This window comes from Nocardia sp. NPDC051052 (genome assembly GCF_044456045.1).
Classification (GTDB): Bacteria; Actinomycetota; Actinomycetes; order Mycobacteriales; family Mycobacteriaceae; genus Nocardia.
In genome coordinates, this window is record NZ_JBITFL010000004.1 from 363,084 (window position 1) to 380,789 (window position 17,706).

Here is a 17,706-nt window from a genome sequence, read left to right on the forward strand (position 1 = left end):
CGGAGGTTTCAGGCGCCCATGCGACGATGGCTCGATGAGGATGTGATCGCGCAGGGCAGGCTTCCGCTGCTGTGCTTTCTTCTCGGATTCATCGTCGGCTTCCTGTTGATCCGGCTCAGCGTCCGGCTGATCCGGAAACAGGTGCGCTGGTGGCCGGGCAACCTGCGGTCCGGCGGGGTGCACATCCACCACATGGTGTTCGGGGTGATCCTGGTGCTGGCGTCCGGCGTCGGCATGGTCACCCTGTACCAGACCGCCGACGCGACAACGGCCGCCGTGCTCGCCGCGGCCTTCGGTGTCGGTGCCGCCCTCACCCTCGACGAATTCGCGCTGATCTTCTACCTGCGCGACGTGTATTGGGAGGAGCAGGGGCGGACCTCGGTGGACGCGGTGTTCGTCGCGCTCGCGGTGACCGGGTTGCTGCTGCTGGGCTTCCATCCGCTGTGGTTGCTCGACATCAACGACTTCCGCAGTGACCCGAGCATCGAAGTGCGGGTGTTCGTCGTCTTCTTCGCGGTGGTGAACCTCGCGCTAGCCGCGATCGTCATCGCCAAGGGGAAGATCTGGACCGGCCTGTTCGGCATGTTCTTCCTGCCGCTGCTCTTTGTCGGCGCGCTGCGCTTGAGCCGGCCGGGCGCGCCGTGGGCTCGCTGGCGCTACTCCGATCGCCGCCGCCTCATGTACCGCGCCATCGTCCGCGAACGGCGCTACCGCCGCCCCGTCATTCGCGCCAAGATCTTCGTCCAAGACCTGGTCGCCGGTAAGCCCGACGTCGAACACGTGCTCACCGCCGCCGAGGCGGAGCTGACCCGCACCGTCGTCCCCGCCCCACCGGCACCGCACCGCCACCACCTCTCCCTGTTCCCCTCGGACCACGACCCCGAGCCGGTGGCCACCACCCCGGACCGCGACTGAGCCACCCGCCGCGCGAGAGTTGTGGTGGGGCGCAGGAATTGGGCGGGGCTGCGCGTTAGGGGGTCGGCAGCGGGAGGTTTGCCAGGCGGGCCGGGTCGGCGAGCAGGTCGATGGCGGTGATCTTGTCGTCGGCGACGCTGAAGGCGATGACCGACATCGGCGCGCCGTCGGCCGTACTCAGCAGGCCCGCAACACCATTGACCACGGCGTGCGCGACGTCGTAGCGGTTGGCGAACCGGTGGAAGGTGTCCAGTAGTCCGGCGACGGCGGGCGCGCCCCGGATGATCTGGATGCCACCGGCGCCGGCGTCGGCACGCAACACCACGTCGGGGTCGAGCAGGGACAGCAGGGCGTCGAAGCTGCCGTCGCGGGCGGCGGCGAGGAACGCGGCGACGGCGCGGCGCTGGCGGGGGAGGTCCGGGTCGAGCGGCGGGGCGCCGCCTTGGACGCGTCGGCGGGCGCGGCTCGCCATCATCTTGGCGGCGCCGGGCGTCTTGCCGAGGATCGGCGCGATCTGGTCGAACGGCAGGGCGAACATGTCGTGCAGCACGAACGCGAGCCGTTCCGCCGGATTCAGTGAGTCGAGCACCACCAGCAGCGCGATGCCGACCGAGTCCGCGAGCATCGCCTGCTGTTCCGGATCGGTGCCGTCGTCGAGGCGGACCATCGGGTCGGGCAGCTGCTCCTCGAACAAGTCCTCCCGCCGCGCTCGGCGAGCGCGCAACACGTCCAGGCACACCCGGCTCACGGCGGTGGTCAGCCAGCCGCCGAGGTTGTCGATGCCGTCCTGATCGGTGCGGGCCAACCGCAGCCAGGACTCCTGCACCGCGTCCTCGGCCTCCGTCAGCGATCCGAGCATCCGGTAGGCCACCGCGACCAGATGTGCGCGGTGCGTCTCGAATCGGTCGGCCAGGTATTCGTCCACGTGGTCTCCTCCGCATTGTCGTCCCACAGTGATGACGAAGCGCGGGCGCTAGGTGTGACAACTCGCGGCTTGTTACCTCTTCGCCGCCGCATCCGTCAGAGCGGCAACAGCGACGGAAGGAACGAAATCATGAACACCGGTACGAAAGACCTCGCACGGCGCGTTGCCTACCTGGGTGCCACCGGGGTCGTGCTCACCGAATCGGTGGTCGGCTCCTATTGGGACGTCGCCCGGATTCCTTACGTCCGTGACGTTTTCGATCGGCTCGAGTATCCGATGTATTTCGCGACGATGCTCGGCGTCGCCAAGGCGGCGGCGGTGGCCGCGATCGTGCTGCCCGGCTATCCGCGGGCCGAGGAATGGGCCTATGCCGGACTGACTTTCGTCTACGGCGGCGCGGCGGTATCGCACATCGCGGCCGGTGACGAGCCGAAGGCAGCGATCGGGCCGTTGGTGTTCGCCGGGCTGAGCCTGGCGTCCTGGGGGCTGCGGCCGCCCAGCGGCCGGCGCAATCCACTGACGTTGCTGCGCCGTTCAGCGGTGGCCTGAAATACCGAGAGAGGAGAAGACCATGAACGACGTACAGGGAACTGTCGCACCGGGATTCGAGGCGGTGCGTGCCGAATTCGCCGATGTGGTAGCCGAGGAGAACGGCGAATCCGGTGCGCAGCTGGCCGCTTTCGTGCACGGCAGGCCGGTGGTCGACCTCTGGGCCGGTCCGCAGGTGACCGGCGAAACACTGACCGGCCTGCTTTCCTCGACCAAGGGTGCCGCGACGCTGGTCGTGGCGCTGCTGGTGCAGGACGGAATGCTCGACCTCGATCGGCCGGTCGCCGCCTACTGGCCGGAGTTCGCCGAGGCGGGCAAGGTCACGATCACCTTGCGGCAGGTACTCACCAACAAATCCGGCGTGATCGGGGCCGACGGCGGCTTCCGTCCGGCCGAACTCGCCGACGACCGGCTCATCGCCGAACGCGTCGCCGGTCAACGGCCGTTCTTCCGGCCGGGTGTGTTGCAGGGTTACGGCGGATTCGTCACCTTCGCCATCCTCGGCGAGGTGATTCGCCGCGTCATGGGCAGTTCGATCCAGGAGCTGTTCGAGGAACGCATCAGAGCCCCCTACGATCTGGACCTCTATCTCGGATTGCCTGCGGCACTGGAGGATCGGTACCTGGCGATCCTGCCTTGGTCGGCGACGCCGGAGATGCGCGCCGCGTTCGAGGCGAATTCACCTGGTCCGTACAGCATTCCGGGTATCTCCTACAACCTCAATGCCGCTGGTTTCACCCCCGACGATGTGTTTTCGCTGCCCAACAACGCTGATGTGCGAGCGAACGGTCCCGCCTCGATGGGCGGTGTGGGTAGCGCGCGTGGCTTGGCCGCCATGTACGCGGCAGCAATCTCCGAAATCGACGGCCGGGCAGCGCTATTGAAGCCTGACATGCTCGCTGTGTTCACCACGATCCAGACCGCCGGTCACGATTTGGTCCGCGGCGACAACGCGCCCTACCTGGTCGGCTTCGAAGCCAAGGGGTTGAACTACCCGTTCTTCGGCGCGAATGCCTTCGGCCACACCGGCGCCGCCGGTTCCGATGGCTTCGCCGACCCGCACAGCGGTCTGTCTTACGGCTACACCCGCAGGCGAGCTGCCTTCGGCTTCAACGCTGCGGAGAACGAGAGACTGGCGGCAGCGCTGCACCGCGCCACTCGAAATGCGCAGGGCTAAACAGTAATTCGCTGTACGCGCGGCGGCGCCAGCGTGCCGTCCGGTGACAGCGCGACATGCATGCACGCGGCGATCAATGCGGTCTCGGCCACCGCGCAGAGCATCGCCTGCGCGAACGGGGCGCCGGGGTCGGCGGTGACCAGGTCGAACCACAGGTCGATCACCGCCGCACCGGCCACCGCCGACGCCACCAGTCGCGCTCGGGAGTCGTTGCGGCGCAACAACCCGGTGGTCAATCCGCAACCGGCGGCCAGAAACAGATCCAAGCCGACCCACGCCGACGACCAGTTCCGCACGTGCGCGGTGTCCGGCAACGTATTCCAGAGGACTGCGGCCCACGGCACCAGAGCGACCGCGCTGGCGGCGATGAACACGTGCGCCTTGTCGCGGATGAATCGGGTCGGGGAAGGGGCCAGGGCTGTCATTCGCATGACGGCCACGCTACGGCCGCAAAGAGTTCTTTGCAAACGTATCTTTGCAAAGAAAGCTTTGCTATCCTTCGTCGCATGGCACCGCGCAGAAGCGACGACATGACCAGCGCCGAGCGCACCGCGCTGTACCGCACGCTCGCGCACCCATTGCGCGGTCGGATCCTCGATTACCTGGGCAAATATGGCGAAGCGAACTCGGCGACGCTGGCCGAGGTGCTCGGCGAGAGCACCGGATCCACCAGCTACCACCTGCGCAAGCTGGCCGAGCTCGGCCTGATCACCGAGATCGCGGAGAAGTCGGCCGGTCGGGAGCGCTGGTGGAAGTCGCTGCCGTTCAGCCACACCACACCAGACCCGGCGAGCATGGCACCGGAGGAGTACGCGGCGGCGGAGCATCTGGCCCGGCTGAAGTCGGGCCACGACATCGAGCTGTACCTGCGAGCCGTCCGGGAATGGGCGGGCCCCGATGGTTGGGCCCAGGTGCAGCGGCACGGAACGTACCTGACGAAAAACCAGGTCGGAGAGTTCATGTCGGAGTATCTGACGCTGCTCGAGCGATACACTGTCGACCGGGAGAACGCACCCGATGGGGCCGAGCCGATGCGGATCCGCCTGTTCGCGGTGCCCGAGGCGCCGGCCTGATCCAGGGGCCGATTTTCCCCGCGACCCGCTGATCTGGCACAATACTCAGGTTGCCCTGGGAGAGTCTCTGCCCGGCGCACCCCCTTAATCGGAGCATGAACCGGTCGAGCACGCGATGTGCCGCCAGGGTCCTCTGTTCGCGCGAACCCATAAGGATGGAAATGAACACCCTTGACTTCGTCGACGAGAAGTCGCTGCGCAGCGACGTCCCCGACTTCCGGCCGGGCGACACCCTCAATGTGCACGTAAAGGTCATCGAAGGCTCGAAGGAGCGCATCCAGGTCTTCAAGGGCGTCGTCATCCGACGCCAGGGCGGCGGCATCCGCGAGACCTTCACGGTCCGCAAGGTGTCGTTCGGTGTCGGCGTGGAGCGCACCTTCCCGGTGCACACCCCGAACATCGACCACATCGAGGTCGTCACCCGTGGTGACGTCCGCCGCGCCAAGCTGTACTACCTGCGCGATCTGCGCGGCAAGGCCGCCAAGATCAAGGAAAAGCGCTGACGTAGCTTCTCCGCGCGATAGAGCGTCTGGTAGCCCGGCCTCGGAACTCAGTTCCGGTGCCGGGCTACTGTTTTCGGTGTGACAGAGCACAGTGAGTCATCGGCAGAGCCGGCTGACCAGGGGGTAGGGCGTCGCCGCGGGCGGCGCGGGAAGAAGCAGCGGCCGTTCTGGCAGGAGCTGCCGATCCTCGTCGTGATCGCGGCGGTGATCGCCGCATTGCTGGTCAACTTTGTCGGGCGGCCGTACATGATCCCGTCCGAGTCGATGGAAACCACGCTGCACGGCTGCGCCGGTTGCACCGGGGATCGCATCTACGTCGAGAAGCTGAGCTACTACTGGGGCGACCCGAAGCCCGGTGACGTCGTCGTGTTCGTCGGGCCGCCATCGTGGAACGACACTTACGAATCGAAGCGTTCCGACAACGCCGCCATGCGGGGCGTCGAAAATTTCTTCTCCTTCTTCGGTCTGGTGCCGCCGGATGAGAACGACTTGGTGAAGCGGGTGGTCGCGGTCGGCGGTCAGACCGTGCAGTGCTGTGACGCGCAAGGCCGAGTGCTGGTCGATGGCAAGCCGCTGGACGAGCCATACGCCACCTACACCATCCCGTACACACCCGGCCAGCCCTTCGGTGCCGTTGGCGGACGTGAGTTCGCGCCGGTCAAGGTGCCGGACGGCAATCTGTGGGTGATGGGCGACAACCGCAACAACTCGCGGGATTCCCGCGCGCACGCCCGCGATGAGCTCCACGGAACCGTCCCCGCCGGCAATGTTCGTGGCAAAGCGGTGTTCAAGATCTGGCCGCCGGGACGCATCGGGCCGGTGCGTTCGCAGGATCCGCAATCGAAATAGTGTGACGCCGATCGCACGGCGTCGGACGAGTCTCAGGGTGCCGGGCTAATCTGTTCGGCGTGGCAGACGAAAGTGGGTCGGTGTCGGTGTCCGATTCGGACGACGAGGGGGTGCGGTCGCGTCGTGGCAGGCGGCGGCGCGAGAAGAAGCAGCGACCGTTCTGGCAGGAGCTGCCGATCCTCGTGGTGATCGCGGCGGTGATCGCCGCGCTGATGGTCACCTTCGTCGGGCGCCCGTACGTGATTCCGTCGCAGTCGATGGAAACCACGCTGCACGGCTGCGCCGGGTGCACCGGCGACCGCATCTACGTGCAGAAGCTGAGCTACTACTGGGGTGATCCCAAGCCGGGTGACGTGGTGGTGTTCGTCGGCCCGCCGTCGTGGAACACGCACTACCAGTCGATCCGCTCCGACAACGCCGCCATGCGCGGCGTGCAGAACTTCTTCTCCTTCTTCGGTCTGGTGCCGCCGGATGAGAACGATCTGGTGAAGCGGGTGATCGCGGTCGGCGGCCAGACCGTGCAGTGCTGCGACGCGCAAGGCAGAGTCCTGGTCGACGGCAAGCCGCTGGACGAGCCGTACGCGCGCTACCTCATGCCGTACGTCCCCGGTCAGCCGTACGGCCCCGGTGGCGGACGCGAGTTCAAGCCGGTCAAGGTGCCCGAGGGCAATCTGTGGGTGATGGGTGACAACCGCAACGAGTCCGCCGATTCCCGCGCCCACATCACCGACGAACTGCAGGGCACCGTCCCCGTGGACAACGTCCGTGGCAAGGCCGTCTTCAAGATTTGGCCGCCGAACCGGATCGGCCCGGTCCGCTCGCAGAACGCCCAAGCGAACTGATCATCAGCGGCCGCAGCATAATTGGACGGTGGGGCAGAGCCGAGTGGTACAGAGCAATGGGTGGCCGCCGCGCGTGGTGATGCGCAAGGCCAGTGGGTTACGCACGCTCGAAGCGGCGTTGATCCGCAGCGGGCTCGGCCCGGTCGCCGGCGTCGACGAGGCGGGTCGCGGACCGTGCGCGGGGCCGCTGGTGGTCGCGGCCTGCCTGCTCGCGCCCAAGGCCTATGACAAGCTGTCCGGGCTCGATGACTCCAAGAAGCTCACCGAGGCGGTCCGGGAAGAGCTGTATCCGGTCATCATCCGGCTGTCGCTGGCCTGGAACGTGGTGGTTATCCCGTCCTGGGAGATCGACTCGATCGGCATCCACGTCGCCAATATCGAGGGCATGCGCCGCGCGGTCGCCGGGCTCGGCCAGGCGCCGGGATACGTGCTGACCGACGGGTTCCGGGTGCCCGGCATCCCCGCGCCGTCGCTGCCGGTGATCGGCGGCGACGCGGCCGCGGCCTGCATCGCCGCCGCCAGCATCCTGGCAAAGGTCACCAGGGACCGGATGATGGTCGATCTCGACGAGCGGTTCCCCGGCTACGGCTTCGCGACCCATAAGGGCTACAACACGCCCGACCACATCGCCGCCCTGCACCGCCTCGGCCCCAGCGACGAACACCGCCGTTCCTGGCGCAATGTGCGGGAGCTCGCGGGCCTGCGGCCGGTCGCCGCGGTGGCCGACGAGGCCGACGCGATGCTCGCGGGCGAGGTCGACTCGACGATGTCCGATGAGTTCCCAGCCATGCGTCCGGATAGCCGAGTGGCTACCGGCGCTACCCATGCGCGATGATGTCAGCACACGACGCAGCGCGGCGAGAAGGAGGACGTCCCACCCGATGAGTGCCGAGGACCTCGAGAAGTACGAAACCGAGATGGAGCTCTCGCTGTACCGAGAGTACAAAGACATCGTCGGTCAGTTCTCGTACGTGGTGGAGACCGAGCGCCGCTTCTACCTGGCCAACTCCGTGGAGCTGCGCCCGCAAAACGCCGACGGTGAGGTGTATTTCGAGGTCAGGATGAGCGATGCCTGGGTCTGGGATATGTACCGCCCGGCCCGCTTCGTCAAGCACGTCCGGGTGATCACCTTCAAGGACGTCAACATCGAAGAGCTCGAAAAGCCCGACCTGCGCCTGCCGGAGTAGCCGCCTAGCACGGCCCACCGACAACTCGGCGTCCGCCGAGACCCACGCACCGCGAGTTGTGCACAGGGCATCGGCTATCCACAGGGTTGGTATTTGCCCAGGTCGGCGCCCGAAGCCGAACCGCGGTGCCCGGCACGCTGGCCGGGTGACAGACAGAAAAGCGCTCGGCGCACACGGGGAAGAGCTGGCAGCACGATTCCTGCAGGCCGCGGGAATGGAGATCGTCAGCAGAAACTGGCGATGCAAATACGGTGAACTGGACCTGATCGTCCGGGATGCGGGCGCCACCGCGTTCGTGGAGGTGAAAACTCGGTCGGGGCTCGGATTCGGTATACCGGCCGAGTCGGTCACCTTCACCAAGCAGCAACGCATCCGGCGACTCGCCCTGCTATGGCTGGCCGAGCAGGACGGTCCGTGGCGGCACATCAGGTTCGACGTCGTCTCGGTGCTGCTGACCCGCGGGCATGAGCCGGTGATCGACCACCTCAAGGCGGTGTTCTGATGGCACTCGGCCGGGCCCACTCGGTCGCGGTGACCGGCGTCGACGGCCTATTGGTCGAGATCGAGGCCGATATCGGGCAGGGTCTGCCGTCGGTGCACCTGGTGGGACTGCCGGATACGGCGCTACAGGAATCGCGGGACCGGGTGCGGTCGGCGGTGGCGAACTCGGGGGAGAAGTGGCCGGACGGCCGGGTGATTCTGGCGCTCTCGCCCGCGACACTGCCGAAGATCGGCAGTGTTTATGACCTCGCGCTGGCCGTCGCGGTGCTCGACGCGTCGGGCGCGGTGCCGTCGGAGCGACTCGCGAAGACGGTGTTGCTCGGTGAACTCGCGTTGGATGGCCGCGTCCGGCGGGTACGCGGCATCCTGCCCGCGGTGATCGCGGCCCGCAATGCGGGGTGGTCCGCCGTCGTGGTGCCGGAGGAGGCGCTGGCCGAAGCCGGATTGGTCGACGGGGTCGAGGTTTTCGGGGCACCGAGCCTGCGCACGGTGGTGGCCTGGTTACGCGGTGAAGGCACGCTGCCCGAACCCAGCGGGCAGCTGCCGGAGCCGGTGCGTTCCGGCGGTGATCTGAGCGAGGTGGTCGGACAGGACGAAGCCCGCTGGGCGTTGGAGGTTGCCGCGGCGGGCGGCCACCATCTGCTGCTCACCGGCCCGCCCGGCATCGGGAAAACGATGCTGGCGCAACGGCTTCCCGGCCTGTTGCCACCGCTGTCGGAGTCGGAGTCGCTGGAGGTCACCGCCATCCACTCGATGGCGGGGGCGTTGTCCGGCGATCATCCGCTCATCACGATGCCGCCGTTCGTCGCACCGCACCATTCGACCTCGGTGACCGCGATGGTCGGCGGCGGTTCGGGCACCGCACGACCGGGTGCGGTGAGCCGAGCGCATCGCGGCGTGCTCTTCCTCGACGAGTGCGCCGAGATCGGTACCAAGGTGCTGGAGGCGATGCGAACCCCATTGGAGGAGGGCGAAGTTCGGATCGCCCGTCGCGATGGCGTCGCCCGGTATCCGGCGCGATTCCAGCTGGTGCTGGCGGCCAACCCCTGTCCGTGCGCACCCGCGCGGGACGTCGACTGCATCTGCGCGCCGCTCGCCAGGCGCCGCTACCTCGGGAAACTGTCCGGGCCGCTGATGGATCGCATCGATATCTGGGTGCAGATGCGCGGCCAGTCCGGTGCCGCGTTCAGCACCGAGGAGGCCGAAAGCAGTGTGGTGGTGCGGGCGCGCGTCGCGGTGGCGCGCCAGGCGGCGGTGCGGCGCTGGCAGGAGCACGGTTGGCTGACCAATGCCGAAGTGCCCGGCCACATTCTGCGTCAGCAATTCCGGCTGCCGCGCGAGGCGATCGCGCCGGTCGAGACGGCACTGCGGCTCGGACGGATGTCTGCTCGTGGTGCCGATCGCGCGATCCGAGTCGCCTGGACGGTCAGTGACCTGCGTGGGGCGGAGCTGCCGACCGCTCAGGATGTGCTGGCGGCGTTGAACTTTCGTCAGCGGGGTGCACAGTGAATGCGGTGGGCGCGAGCGTCGGGTCGGCGCTGTGTCAGGGTGGCATCGACCTTGCGGTGGGTGCCGCCGGAAGCAGCTGCGCACCGGTCGATATCGACGCCTACGAGCGACGATTGGCGTGGGTGTATCTGTCCCGGGTGGTGGCGGGGCCGTGTGCGCCGCTTTCGGCCTTGATCGAGTCGGTGGGCGTGGTCGAGGCCGCGCGCGCCGTGCGCGACTGTGCGTTACCGCAGTCGTTGCGTGGACCGACCGAGCAGCGGCGCGGATCGGATTCGGCCGCACGGGATCTCGACGTGATGGAACAGATCGGCGGGCGAGTCGTGACACCCGACGATCCGGAGTGGCCGTCGTGGCGACTGCTGGGCCTTGCGCAACTCGATCCGAGTCGTGACCGCGACTGTGCGGTACCACTGGTGCTCTGGGTGCGCGGTCCGAGGTCGTTGCTGGAATCGAGCGACCGGGCGCTGGCGGTCGTCGGCGCGCGATGCAGCAGCGGGTACGGCAACCAGGTCACCGGCGAGATCGCGGGTGACCTCGCGGCCCAAGGCTGGACGATCGTGTCCGGCGCGGCCTTCGGGATCGACGGCATGGCGCATCGCGCGGCGCTGGCCGTGGGCGGCGCCACCATCGCGGTACTGGCCTGCGGCGTCGACCGTCCCTATCCGGCCCAGCACGATCGGCTGCTGGCGCAGATCGCCGAGACCGGGCTGGTGGTCAGCGAATATCCGCCGGGAACCACCGCGCACAAACATCAGTTCCTGGCCCGCAACCGGCTCGTCGCCGCCCTGGCCGACGGCGTGCTGGTCGTCGAGGCGGGACTGCGCAGCGGAGCGCGCAACACGGTGAAATGGTCGCGGCGACTTGGTCGTCCGGCATTGGCGATCCCCGGCCCGGTCACCTCGGCCGCTTCCGTCGGCTGCCATCGGATGATCCGCGACGGCGAAGCCCTCCTCGTCACCCGCGCCGAAGAGGTGATCGACGAAGCGGGCCCGCTCCGCTTGTCGCTGCCAGGATCCGCGGGCCCGATCGCCTGCCCCGAGGATGCGCTGTCCGGCGACGAAGCCCTGGTCTTCGCCGCACTTCCGAAGATCGGTTCGCGCTTGCCCCGCGAACTGGCCCAACAATCCGGTCTGTCGCTGCCCGCTGTTCGTGCGGCACTGCCCGCCCTCGAACTCGCCGAGTTTGTCGGCACGGACGAGGGCGGTTGGTACCGAAAGCGAACCGGCCGCCGCCACCCAGAGGGCAAGTGACCAAGTGCAATTCACCCAAGAAACGAAAGCTGACCAAAATGTATGGTGCTGGTACCATAACCTCCATGTTGAAAAAGACGACAGTGATGGTCGACGAAGAGGACCTGGCCCTCATCAAGGCGGCTGCCGTGCGGGAGGGCAGGCCCGAGTCCGAGATTTTCCGCGAGGCATTCCACATCGCCGCACTGCGCACAAAACGCTGGGACGACGACTGGGACATCCCGAAGATCAATTCCGGCAGATCGCGGACCGCCGAGGAAATGGGGCAGGTGGTGCACGAGGCGATCGTGCGGCGGAACACTTGATTGTCATCGGCGATACTTCCGCCCTGGTCGCCGCTTTCGATACCGCTCATGCGGAACACGAGGGCGCGCGCATCGCTTTGGCCGCGGCGTCGTTGACGGTTATCTGCTCGCTGGTGCTGCTCGAGATCGAACACATCGTGACCCGAGACTTCGACCGGCAGACAGTGGGCGTCCTCAACGACTGGCTGCTCGCCCAGGAACCGCTCGGCCGCGTCGCCATACCGGCCCTGCCGAGCGACCACCTACGCAAGGCGCGCAGGGTGCAGGACCGATACGCCGATCTGCGACTCGACTTCACCGACGCGGTAAACGTCGTGCTGGCAGCCGAATACGAGACCGACGCGATACTGACCCTCGACCGCAAGGATTTTCGCGCGATCCGGCCACTGACCGGCGAGCAGGCCTTCCGGGTGCTGCCCGACGACCTGTGACCGGCGCGGTGGCTTGCCAACGGAGACAACTGTCAGGACGGTGGTGAGATGGAAGAACTGCCCGAGGACTTGGTGGCGCTGCTGGCCGAGTACAGCAGGCACCTGCGGCTCGGCCGGAACCGGTCGGCGCACACGGTGCGCGCCTACCTCGGCGACGCGCGTTCGCTGCTGGCGCACTTGTATGCCCGGTCGGCGGATTCCGCGGTGCGCGAACTGGATCTGATGCTGATGCGTTCCTGGCTGGCGCAGCAGGCCCAAGCGGGGGTAGCGCGGACCACGATGGCGCGGCGGGCTTCCTCGGCGCGCACCTTCACCGCGTGGCTCACCCAGACCGGACGGTTGACCGTCGATCCCGGACTTCGACTCGGTTCTCCCAAAGCGCACCGGGTGCTGCCCGCCGTACTCGGCCGCCAGCAGGCCATCGGCGCCATGGATGCCGCGGAATCCGGTGCCGCACAGCACGATCCGATGGCTTTGCGCGACCGTCTGATCGTGGAGTTGTTGTACTCCACCGGGATTCGGGTCAGCGAGTTGTGCGGCCTAGACATCGACGACGTCGACCGGGAGCGTCGAGTGGTGCGGGTGCTCGGCAAGGGCAACAAGGAACGCTCGGCGCCCTTCGGCATCCCCGCCGACGACGCGATCGGCAACTGGCTCCAGCACGGCCGAGCCGCCTTCGCCACGGCGGATTCCGGCCGCGCCCTCCTCCTCGGCCGCCGCGGCAAACGCCTCGACCAGCGTCAAGCCAGAACCGTTGTGCACGAAGTAGTCTCGTCCATTCCCGGTGCCCCCGACATGGGTCCGCACGGCCTGCGTCACACCGCCGCAACCCACCTACTGGAGGGCGGCGCCGACCTCCGTGTCGTCCAAGAACTCCTGGGCCACGCGAGCATGGCCACCACCCAGCTCTACACCCACGTCTCCATCGAACGCCTCAAAAAGGTGCACGACCAGGCCCACCCCCGCGCCTGAGGCGCGGCGAACCGGCTGTGCGCATCGGGTTTCGCCTGGCGGGCTCGTTCACCACCGCTCCCGCCGAGCTGGTCCGTGCCTGCCGGACGAAACCAGTCGCCGGGCCAGGACTTCGCCTTGTCACTGCCGATTGCTGTTGCGCTGTCAAGCGATTGGACGCTGCCGCGGACCGGCTCTAGGTGAATGGCGCGGCAATCAGGCTGCGGTGCAGTGGAGTACGTGGACCACCGCCGCCCCACGTACTGCGTGGTGGGGCGGCGGAGGTTTATCCGATCTCGACCGCAGACTCCTGTGGCTGCTCGGCCGGTGTGCGCCGGGCACGGAGCAAGGCCACGCCGAGGAGTGCGGCGGCGACGCAGAAGCCTGCGCTGATCCAGGAACCCGTCGACATGGCGGTGGTGAAGGCGGACTTGGCGGGCTCGGCGAAGCCGAGCTGGAATGCGGCACCGATGGATTCGCGGGCCGCCTCGGGGACATCGGCCGGCATGTTCTCGGTGAACACACCGGCGAGCACGCTGCCGAGTATGGCGATGCTGATCGCCATACCGACCTGCTGCAACGTGTCGTTCATGGCCGAGCCGACACCCGCGTGTTGGAGCGGAATGGCGCTCATGATCGCGGCGTACGCGGCCGGACCGGCCAAACCGCCGCCGATGCCCATGACCAGCATGCTGACCAGGATCAACACATATCCCTCGCTGACGGCGAGGATCGCGAAGGCCCCACCCATGACCAGCAGCCCGGCCACGATGAGCGTCTTGTTGCTGAGCTTCTTGCCCAACGTCGCGCCGAGACCATTGCACACGGCGGCGGCCACCGCGTAGGGCAGCAGCGCGAGTCCGGCCTTCATCGGCCCGTAGCCGAGCACGAACTGCAGGTACTGGGTAAGCATCAGCATCACCGCACCCATGCCGAACACCATCAGCAACAGCGTGAGCGCGGTGCCGGTGAAGTCCCGATTGCGGAACACCGCCAGCGGCAGCATCGGATGCTCGGACCGGCTCTCCCACACCACGAATCCGATCGCGCTCAGCACCGCCAGCGCGATCATGCCGATGTTCCACTCGCGTTCGATGATCACGTAGACCGTCGAGACGAGCGCGACGATGGACAGCAGCACACCGATCAGGTCGACCGATCGCTGCTCACCCTTGGACTCAGGCATCAGCACCAGCGCCGCGACGATGGCAAGGGCCGCGACCGGGATATTGAGCAGGAACACCGAGCCCCACCAATAGTGCTGCAGCAGCACGCCGCCCAGCGTCGGCCCGGCGACGATGCCGACCATCGAGACGGTCGACCACGCGGCCATCGCCTTGCGCCGCTCGTCCTCGGCGAAGGTGGTCATCAGGATGGACAGGGTCGACGGCATCAGCAGTGAACCGCCGACACCCATCAACACCCGCGCGGCGACGACCTGCCACGGCTCGGTGGCCAGCACCGCGACCAGCGAGGCCACGCCGAACACGGCCAGGCCGTAGATCAGCATCCGGCGCCTGCCGAATCGGTCGGACAGGCTGCCCGAGGTGAGTAGTAGTCCGGCGAAGACCAGCACGTAGGCGTCCAGGATCCACTGCACGTCCGACGGCGTGGCCCCCAGCTCGCGGATCAGCGACGGGATAGCGAGGTTGAGCACAGTGCCGTCGAGCATCAGCACCAGCAGGGACAGGCAAAGGACCCCTAGAATCCACCAGCGGCGGGGGTCTCGTACAACGTTCGATTCCACTCGCACAGCGTACGATGAACTCGAACAGTGTGCGAATCAATATAGGATTGGCCGGTGACCAAGCAGTTCGATTCGGTATGGCTCCGCGAACCTCGGCAACCGAAGGCGTCAGGCTTACGCCTGGACCACATCATCGGCGCCGCCGTCGAGATCCTCGATGCCGAGGGGCTCGAGTCGTTGAGTATGCGCAAGATCGGCGCCAAACTCGACGCGGGCGCCACCAGCCTCTACTGGTACGTCGCGAACAAGGACGAATTGCTGGAGTGTGTCCTCGACGAGTTCTGGGGCTTGGTGGAGGTCCCGGAGCCGGAGGAGGCGTCGTGGCGGGCAGCGCTGACGACGTTCGCCTACAACTTCCGGGACACGCTGCGCGCACACACCTGGGCGGCCTCGCTGATCGGTCAACTGCCCAGCATGGGGCCGAATGCATTGCGGCTCACCGATCGGCTGCGTCGTGCGTACATCCGCGCGGGCTTCCGTGGCGTCGACACCTACCTCGCCAGCGGCACGGTGATGTCCTATGTGCTCGGGGTGGTGACGCCGGAGATCGCGTGGGCCAAAACGTACGGCACCGTCGATATCAACCGGGATGTCATTGTGCAGATGATGGAGCAGGTGACCGGCGACTATCCCGAGATGATGGCGGATTATCGGAAGGACACGCCGATCGATCCCGGGGCCGCGCGAGCGATGGCGTTCGATTTCGGATTGCTGTGCCTGCTCGATGGTTTGGAGCATCGGCTGCCCGGGGCGTCCGGGGAGCGACCCGAGGGGTAGGGCGCATTCGCCGTATCCGATGCCGGGTGTGTTGCTAACCTGAAACGTGTTCTAGTTTGTCGACCGGCCGGTCCGGAGATGCGGTGTACCTGCACGGTTCCCGGCGTGGGTGCACAGGAAGGCGTTCGCATGAGCACCCACACCGTCCTGGGTCAGGAAGTTCGCATGCCGGTTCGTATCCGGCTCGCGCGCGCGTTCATGGCGAGCTACCTGGTCCCCGCCGACGCCGCCCAGCGGCTGATCGACTATTCCGGCCTGCGGGTGCTACGCCTGCCGGGCGGTCGCGCGATGTGTTCGCTCGTGTTCGTCGACTATGTCGACGGTGACCTCGGCCCGTACAACGAGTTCGGCGTTTCCTTCATGGTCCGGCACCACACCGCCGATCCCGCCGCCCGGTTCGGCGACCTCCGCGCCTTGGCGACGAATCAAGCCGGCGTCCTCATCCATCGACTGCAGGTCGACGGCGACTTCACTCTCGCGGCCGGTCGCGGAATCTGGGGATTTCCCAAGGAGCTCGCCGATTTCAGCGTGCGCCACGACGCGGGCGTGCGCCGCGGTGCGCTGCGTCAGGACAACGAACTCGTCGTCGATCTGACTGTCCGCCAGGGCATTCCCACCCCGCAACGGCGAAACATCGCCTCTTCCTTCGATGCCTACTCGCACATCGACGGCATCACCCGTTGCACACCGTGGCGGATGGAACCGTCCGGCATGCGCGCCCGCCCCGGCGGGGCCACCCTCGCCCTCGGCGACCACCCCATCGCCGACGAACTGAGGTCGCTGCGTCTGCCTCGACGCGCCGTCATGACCTCGACCATTTCCCATCTGGCGATGACCTTCGAGGACGCCGCCATCGTGTAGTAACGGGCGGCAACCAGCGGGAACCGCTCATCGAGTAACCGCATGATCACGGCCAGCGCGGTTCGTGGACGCACCAGGGACGGCCGGTTAGGGTGACGTAGCGGATTGTTTGCTCGCAGCACGATGCCGACCTGTGTGGGAGAGGTGCCCGTGAATTCCGACGACCATCGCCAGGTGCTGGACCCTGGCGACGGCCCAGCGGAATCACGCGGCGTGGTGGCGGTCGTGGTGCTGGTGATCCTGGTGTTCTCGCTGTTCGTCGAGATCGCCGGTGCGGGGCGCGGTTTCTATCTGCCGGAAGTAGCGTTGAGTGTCGTGATGACCGTGCTGTTCGGCGCGACGTTGCTCACCGGCCAACCGCTGAGCTATACCGTGACCCGCAAGATCCGGCTCGAACCGGCCGAGACCACAGACCCTGCGGCCCACATGTGGCCGCATCGCCGAATCACCTTCGCCTGGTTCGTCTTCTGGGCGGTGCAAGTGGCGGTGATGGTGCCGCTCTACCTGGCCGGCAAAGTCGTTCTCCTCGGCTCCTTCGCCCTGGTTGTGACGCTCGCGCTGACCTGGCTGTGGGTGCGCGACAGGTCCACGGCCCGGACCGGGGCGGTATGACGCTGCCTAGCCCCGACGCCGAGTCGGAGGACGGGGAAGAAGAGGTCGACTACCGGTTCACGCTGGCCAACGAGCGCACGTTCTTGGCGTGGATGCGCACCGCGCTCGGCCTGCTCGCCGGTGGTGTCGCGGTGCACACGTTGGTGCAGCCGTTCCGGATGGGCGGCGCGCGGCATGCGATCGCCTTGAGCTGCCTGGTGCTCGCGGTGGTCATTGCCGTTGGCGCGTACGCGCATTGGCGGCGGGTCGGCGTCGCGATGCGGCTCGGGCGTCCGCTGCCCGACACGGTGCTGGTGCCGATTCTGTCCGCGGGCATCGCCGTCGTTTCGGTGCTCGCGGGTATCGCGGTGTTGCTGCGATGAGCCGCGCCGGACTTGCCGCGGAGCGCTCCGCCCTGGCCTGGCGGCGGACGGCGGTGGCATCGATGATCACCGGCGCGCTGTTCCTGAACCATGCCGTGACCAACGGGTGGCGTCTCGCGTTGATCGCGCCGATCGGCGCGGCGGTCGCCATGGCGGCGCTGGCGGGCCTGAGTTACCTGCGCAACCGCAGCTTGCGCGAGGGCAGGCACAGTCGCGGCGGTTGGGTCGTCGCCTCGGCCACCGCGACAGTGGTAGCGGTCGCGGTCCTCGCGTTCGTTATCGAGTTCACCGACCCGTTGCCCTAGATATCCGCCGGCACAGCAACTGTGCACCGACTCCCAGGAGGATGACATGAGCGAACGAAGCGAGCGAATCGTGTG

23 protein-coding genes are annotated in these 17,706 nt (G+C 67.3%); 20 read left to right on the forward strand and 3 right to left on the reverse strand.

The annotated features are described in order from the left end of the window. Positions 1-18 precede the first annotated feature (18 nt). Positions 19-915, forward strand: coding sequence for a hypothetical protein (locus ACIBCN_RS15615; RefSeq protein ID WP_396992220.1), 897 nt, complete (start codon positions 19-21; stop codon positions 913-915). A 55-nt stretch (positions 916-970) separates the two neighbouring features. Here ACIBCN_RS15615 and ACIBCN_RS15620 read toward each other — a convergent pair whose 3' ends face one another. Next, on the reverse strand, positions 971-1,840 hold the full coding sequence (locus ACIBCN_RS15620; RefSeq protein ID WP_396992221.1) for a sigma-70 family RNA polymerase sigma factor: 870 nt from the start codon (positions 1,838-1,840) through the stop codon (positions 971-973). Positions 1,841-1,969: 129 nt separating this feature from the next. On the opposite strand from ACIBCN_RS15620, the gene ACIBCN_RS15625 reads away from it, so the two are divergent. After that, positions 1,970-2,389, forward strand: a complete 420-nt coding sequence (locus ACIBCN_RS15625) for a DoxX family protein (protein ID WP_396992222.1) — start codon at positions 1,970-1,972, stop codon at positions 2,387-2,389. A 22-nt stretch (positions 2,390-2,411) separates the two neighbouring features. Then, complete coding sequence (locus ACIBCN_RS15630; RefSeq protein ID WP_396992223.1) at positions 2,412-3,566, forward strand: serine hydrolase domain-containing protein; 1,155 nt, start codon at positions 2,412-2,414, stop codon at positions 3,564-3,566. Here the strand turns inward: ACIBCN_RS15630 and ACIBCN_RS15635 are convergent. Further along, the gene (locus ACIBCN_RS15635) at positions 3,563-3,997 is read right to left on the reverse strand and encodes a hypothetical protein (protein WP_396992224.1); all 435 of its coding nucleotides are present in this window, start codon (positions 3,995-3,997) and stop codon (positions 3,563-3,565) included. The genes ACIBCN_RS15630 and ACIBCN_RS15635 overlap by 4 nt on opposite strands. A 75-nt stretch (positions 3,998-4,072) precedes the next feature. On the opposite strand from ACIBCN_RS15635, the gene ACIBCN_RS15640 reads away from it, so the two are divergent. From ACIBCN_RS15640 to ACIBCN_RS15695, 12 genes are all read left to right on the forward strand, one after another. After that, the gene (locus ACIBCN_RS15640) at positions 4,073-4,639 is read left to right on the forward strand and encodes a helix-turn-helix domain-containing protein (RefSeq protein WP_396992225.1); all 567 of its coding nucleotides are present in this window, start codon (positions 4,073-4,075) and stop codon (positions 4,637-4,639) included. Positions 4,640-4,800: 161 nt separating this feature from the next. Beyond that, positions 4,801-5,142 (forward strand): 50S ribosomal protein L19, encoded by a 342-nt coding sequence (rplS, locus tag ACIBCN_RS15645; RefSeq protein ID WP_029893064.1) that lies wholly within the window; start codon positions 4,801-4,803, stop codon positions 5,140-5,142. Positions 5,143-5,220: 78 nt separating this feature from the next. Continuing rightward, positions 5,221-5,991, forward strand: a complete 771-nt coding sequence (lepB, locus tag ACIBCN_RS15650) for a signal peptidase I (protein WP_396992226.1) — start codon at positions 5,221-5,223, stop codon at positions 5,989-5,991. A gap of 80 nt (positions 5,992-6,071) precedes the next feature. Next, the gene (lepB, locus tag ACIBCN_RS15655; RefSeq protein ID WP_396992577.1) at positions 6,072-6,833 is read left to right on the forward strand and encodes a signal peptidase I; all 762 of its coding nucleotides are present in this window, start codon (positions 6,072-6,074) and stop codon (positions 6,831-6,833) included. Between the two features lie 79 nt (positions 6,834-6,912). Next, positions 6,913-7,668: a ribonuclease HII gene (locus tag ACIBCN_RS15660; protein WP_396992578.1), complete on the forward strand. Its 756-nt coding sequence runs from the start codon at positions 6,913-6,915 to the stop codon at positions 7,666-7,668. Between the two features lie 46 nt (positions 7,669-7,714). Beyond that, the gene (locus tag ACIBCN_RS15665; RefSeq protein WP_011210678.1) at positions 7,715-8,020 is read left to right on the forward strand and encodes a DUF2469 domain-containing protein; all 306 of its coding nucleotides are present in this window, start codon (positions 7,715-7,717) and stop codon (positions 8,018-8,020) included. 145 nt (positions 8,021-8,165) lie between these two features. Beyond that, the gene (locus ACIBCN_RS15670; protein ID WP_396992227.1) at positions 8,166-8,522 is read left to right on the forward strand and encodes a YraN family protein; all 357 of its coding nucleotides are present in this window, start codon (positions 8,166-8,168) and stop codon (positions 8,520-8,522) included. Continuing rightward, the gene (locus ACIBCN_RS15675; RefSeq protein WP_396992228.1) at positions 8,522-10,030 is read left to right on the forward strand and encodes a YifB family Mg chelatase-like AAA ATPase; all 1,509 of its coding nucleotides are present in this window, start codon (positions 8,522-8,524) and stop codon (positions 10,028-10,030) included. The genes ACIBCN_RS15670 and ACIBCN_RS15675 overlap by 1 nt, the downstream gene beginning before the upstream one ends. Positions 10,031-10,143: 113 nt before the next feature. After that, complete coding sequence (dprA, locus tag ACIBCN_RS15680; protein WP_396992579.1) at positions 10,144-11,280, forward strand: DNA-processing protein DprA; 1,137 nt, start codon at positions 10,144-10,146, stop codon at positions 11,278-11,280. A gap of 65 nt (positions 11,281-11,345) precedes the next feature. Then, a complete protein-coding gene (locus tag ACIBCN_RS15685; RefSeq protein WP_396992229.1) occupies positions 11,346-11,585 on the forward strand; it encodes a ribbon-helix-helix protein, CopG family in 240 nt (79 codons plus the stop codon). Next, positions 11,582-12,016 (forward strand): type II toxin-antitoxin system VapC family toxin, encoded by a 435-nt coding sequence (locus ACIBCN_RS15690; protein ID WP_396992230.1) that lies wholly within the window; start codon positions 11,582-11,584, stop codon positions 12,014-12,016. Before ACIBCN_RS15685 ends, ACIBCN_RS15690 begins: the two co-directional genes overlap by 4 nt. Positions 12,017-12,064: 48 nt before the next feature. Continuing rightward, the gene (locus ACIBCN_RS15695) at positions 12,065-12,988 is read left to right on the forward strand and encodes a tyrosine recombinase XerC (protein WP_396992231.1); all 924 of its coding nucleotides are present in this window, start codon (positions 12,065-12,067) and stop codon (positions 12,986-12,988) included. A gap of 265 nt (positions 12,989-13,253) precedes the next feature. Here the strand turns inward: ACIBCN_RS15695 and ACIBCN_RS15700 are convergent, their stop codons facing one another. Then, a complete protein-coding gene (locus ACIBCN_RS15700) occupies positions 13,254-14,714 on the reverse strand; it encodes an MFS transporter (RefSeq protein WP_396992232.1) in 1,461 nt (486 codons plus the stop codon). A 54-nt stretch (positions 14,715-14,768) separates the two neighbouring features. On the opposite strand from ACIBCN_RS15700, the gene ACIBCN_RS15705 reads away from it, so the two are divergent. The 5 genes from ACIBCN_RS15705 to ACIBCN_RS15725 all read left to right on the forward strand — a co-directional run bounded on the left by ACIBCN_RS15705 (position 14,769) and on the right by ACIBCN_RS15725 (position 17,631). After that, entirely contained in the window at positions 14,769-15,491 is a 723-nt protein-coding gene (locus tag ACIBCN_RS15705; protein WP_396992233.1) for a TetR/AcrR family transcriptional regulator, read from the forward strand. Between the two features lie 129 nt (positions 15,492-15,620). Continuing rightward, positions 15,621-16,352, forward strand: coding sequence for an acetoacetate decarboxylase family protein (locus ACIBCN_RS15710; RefSeq protein ID WP_396992234.1), 732 nt, complete (start codon positions 15,621-15,623; stop codon positions 16,350-16,352). Positions 16,353-16,502: 150 nt separating this feature from the next. After that, a complete protein-coding gene (locus ACIBCN_RS15715; protein WP_396992235.1) occupies positions 16,503-16,964 on the forward strand; it encodes a DUF3159 domain-containing protein in 462 nt (153 codons plus the stop codon). Further along, entirely contained in the window at positions 16,961-17,326 is a 366-nt protein-coding gene (locus ACIBCN_RS15720; RefSeq protein ID WP_396992236.1) for a YidH family protein, read from the forward strand. Before ACIBCN_RS15715 ends, ACIBCN_RS15720 begins: the two co-directional genes overlap by 4 nt. Then, the gene (locus ACIBCN_RS15725; protein WP_396992237.1) at positions 17,323-17,631 is read left to right on the forward strand and encodes a DUF202 domain-containing protein; all 309 of its coding nucleotides are present in this window, start codon (positions 17,323-17,325) and stop codon (positions 17,629-17,631) included. Before ACIBCN_RS15720 ends, ACIBCN_RS15725 begins: the two co-directional genes overlap by 4 nt. Positions 17,632-17,706: the final 75 nt, after the last annotated feature.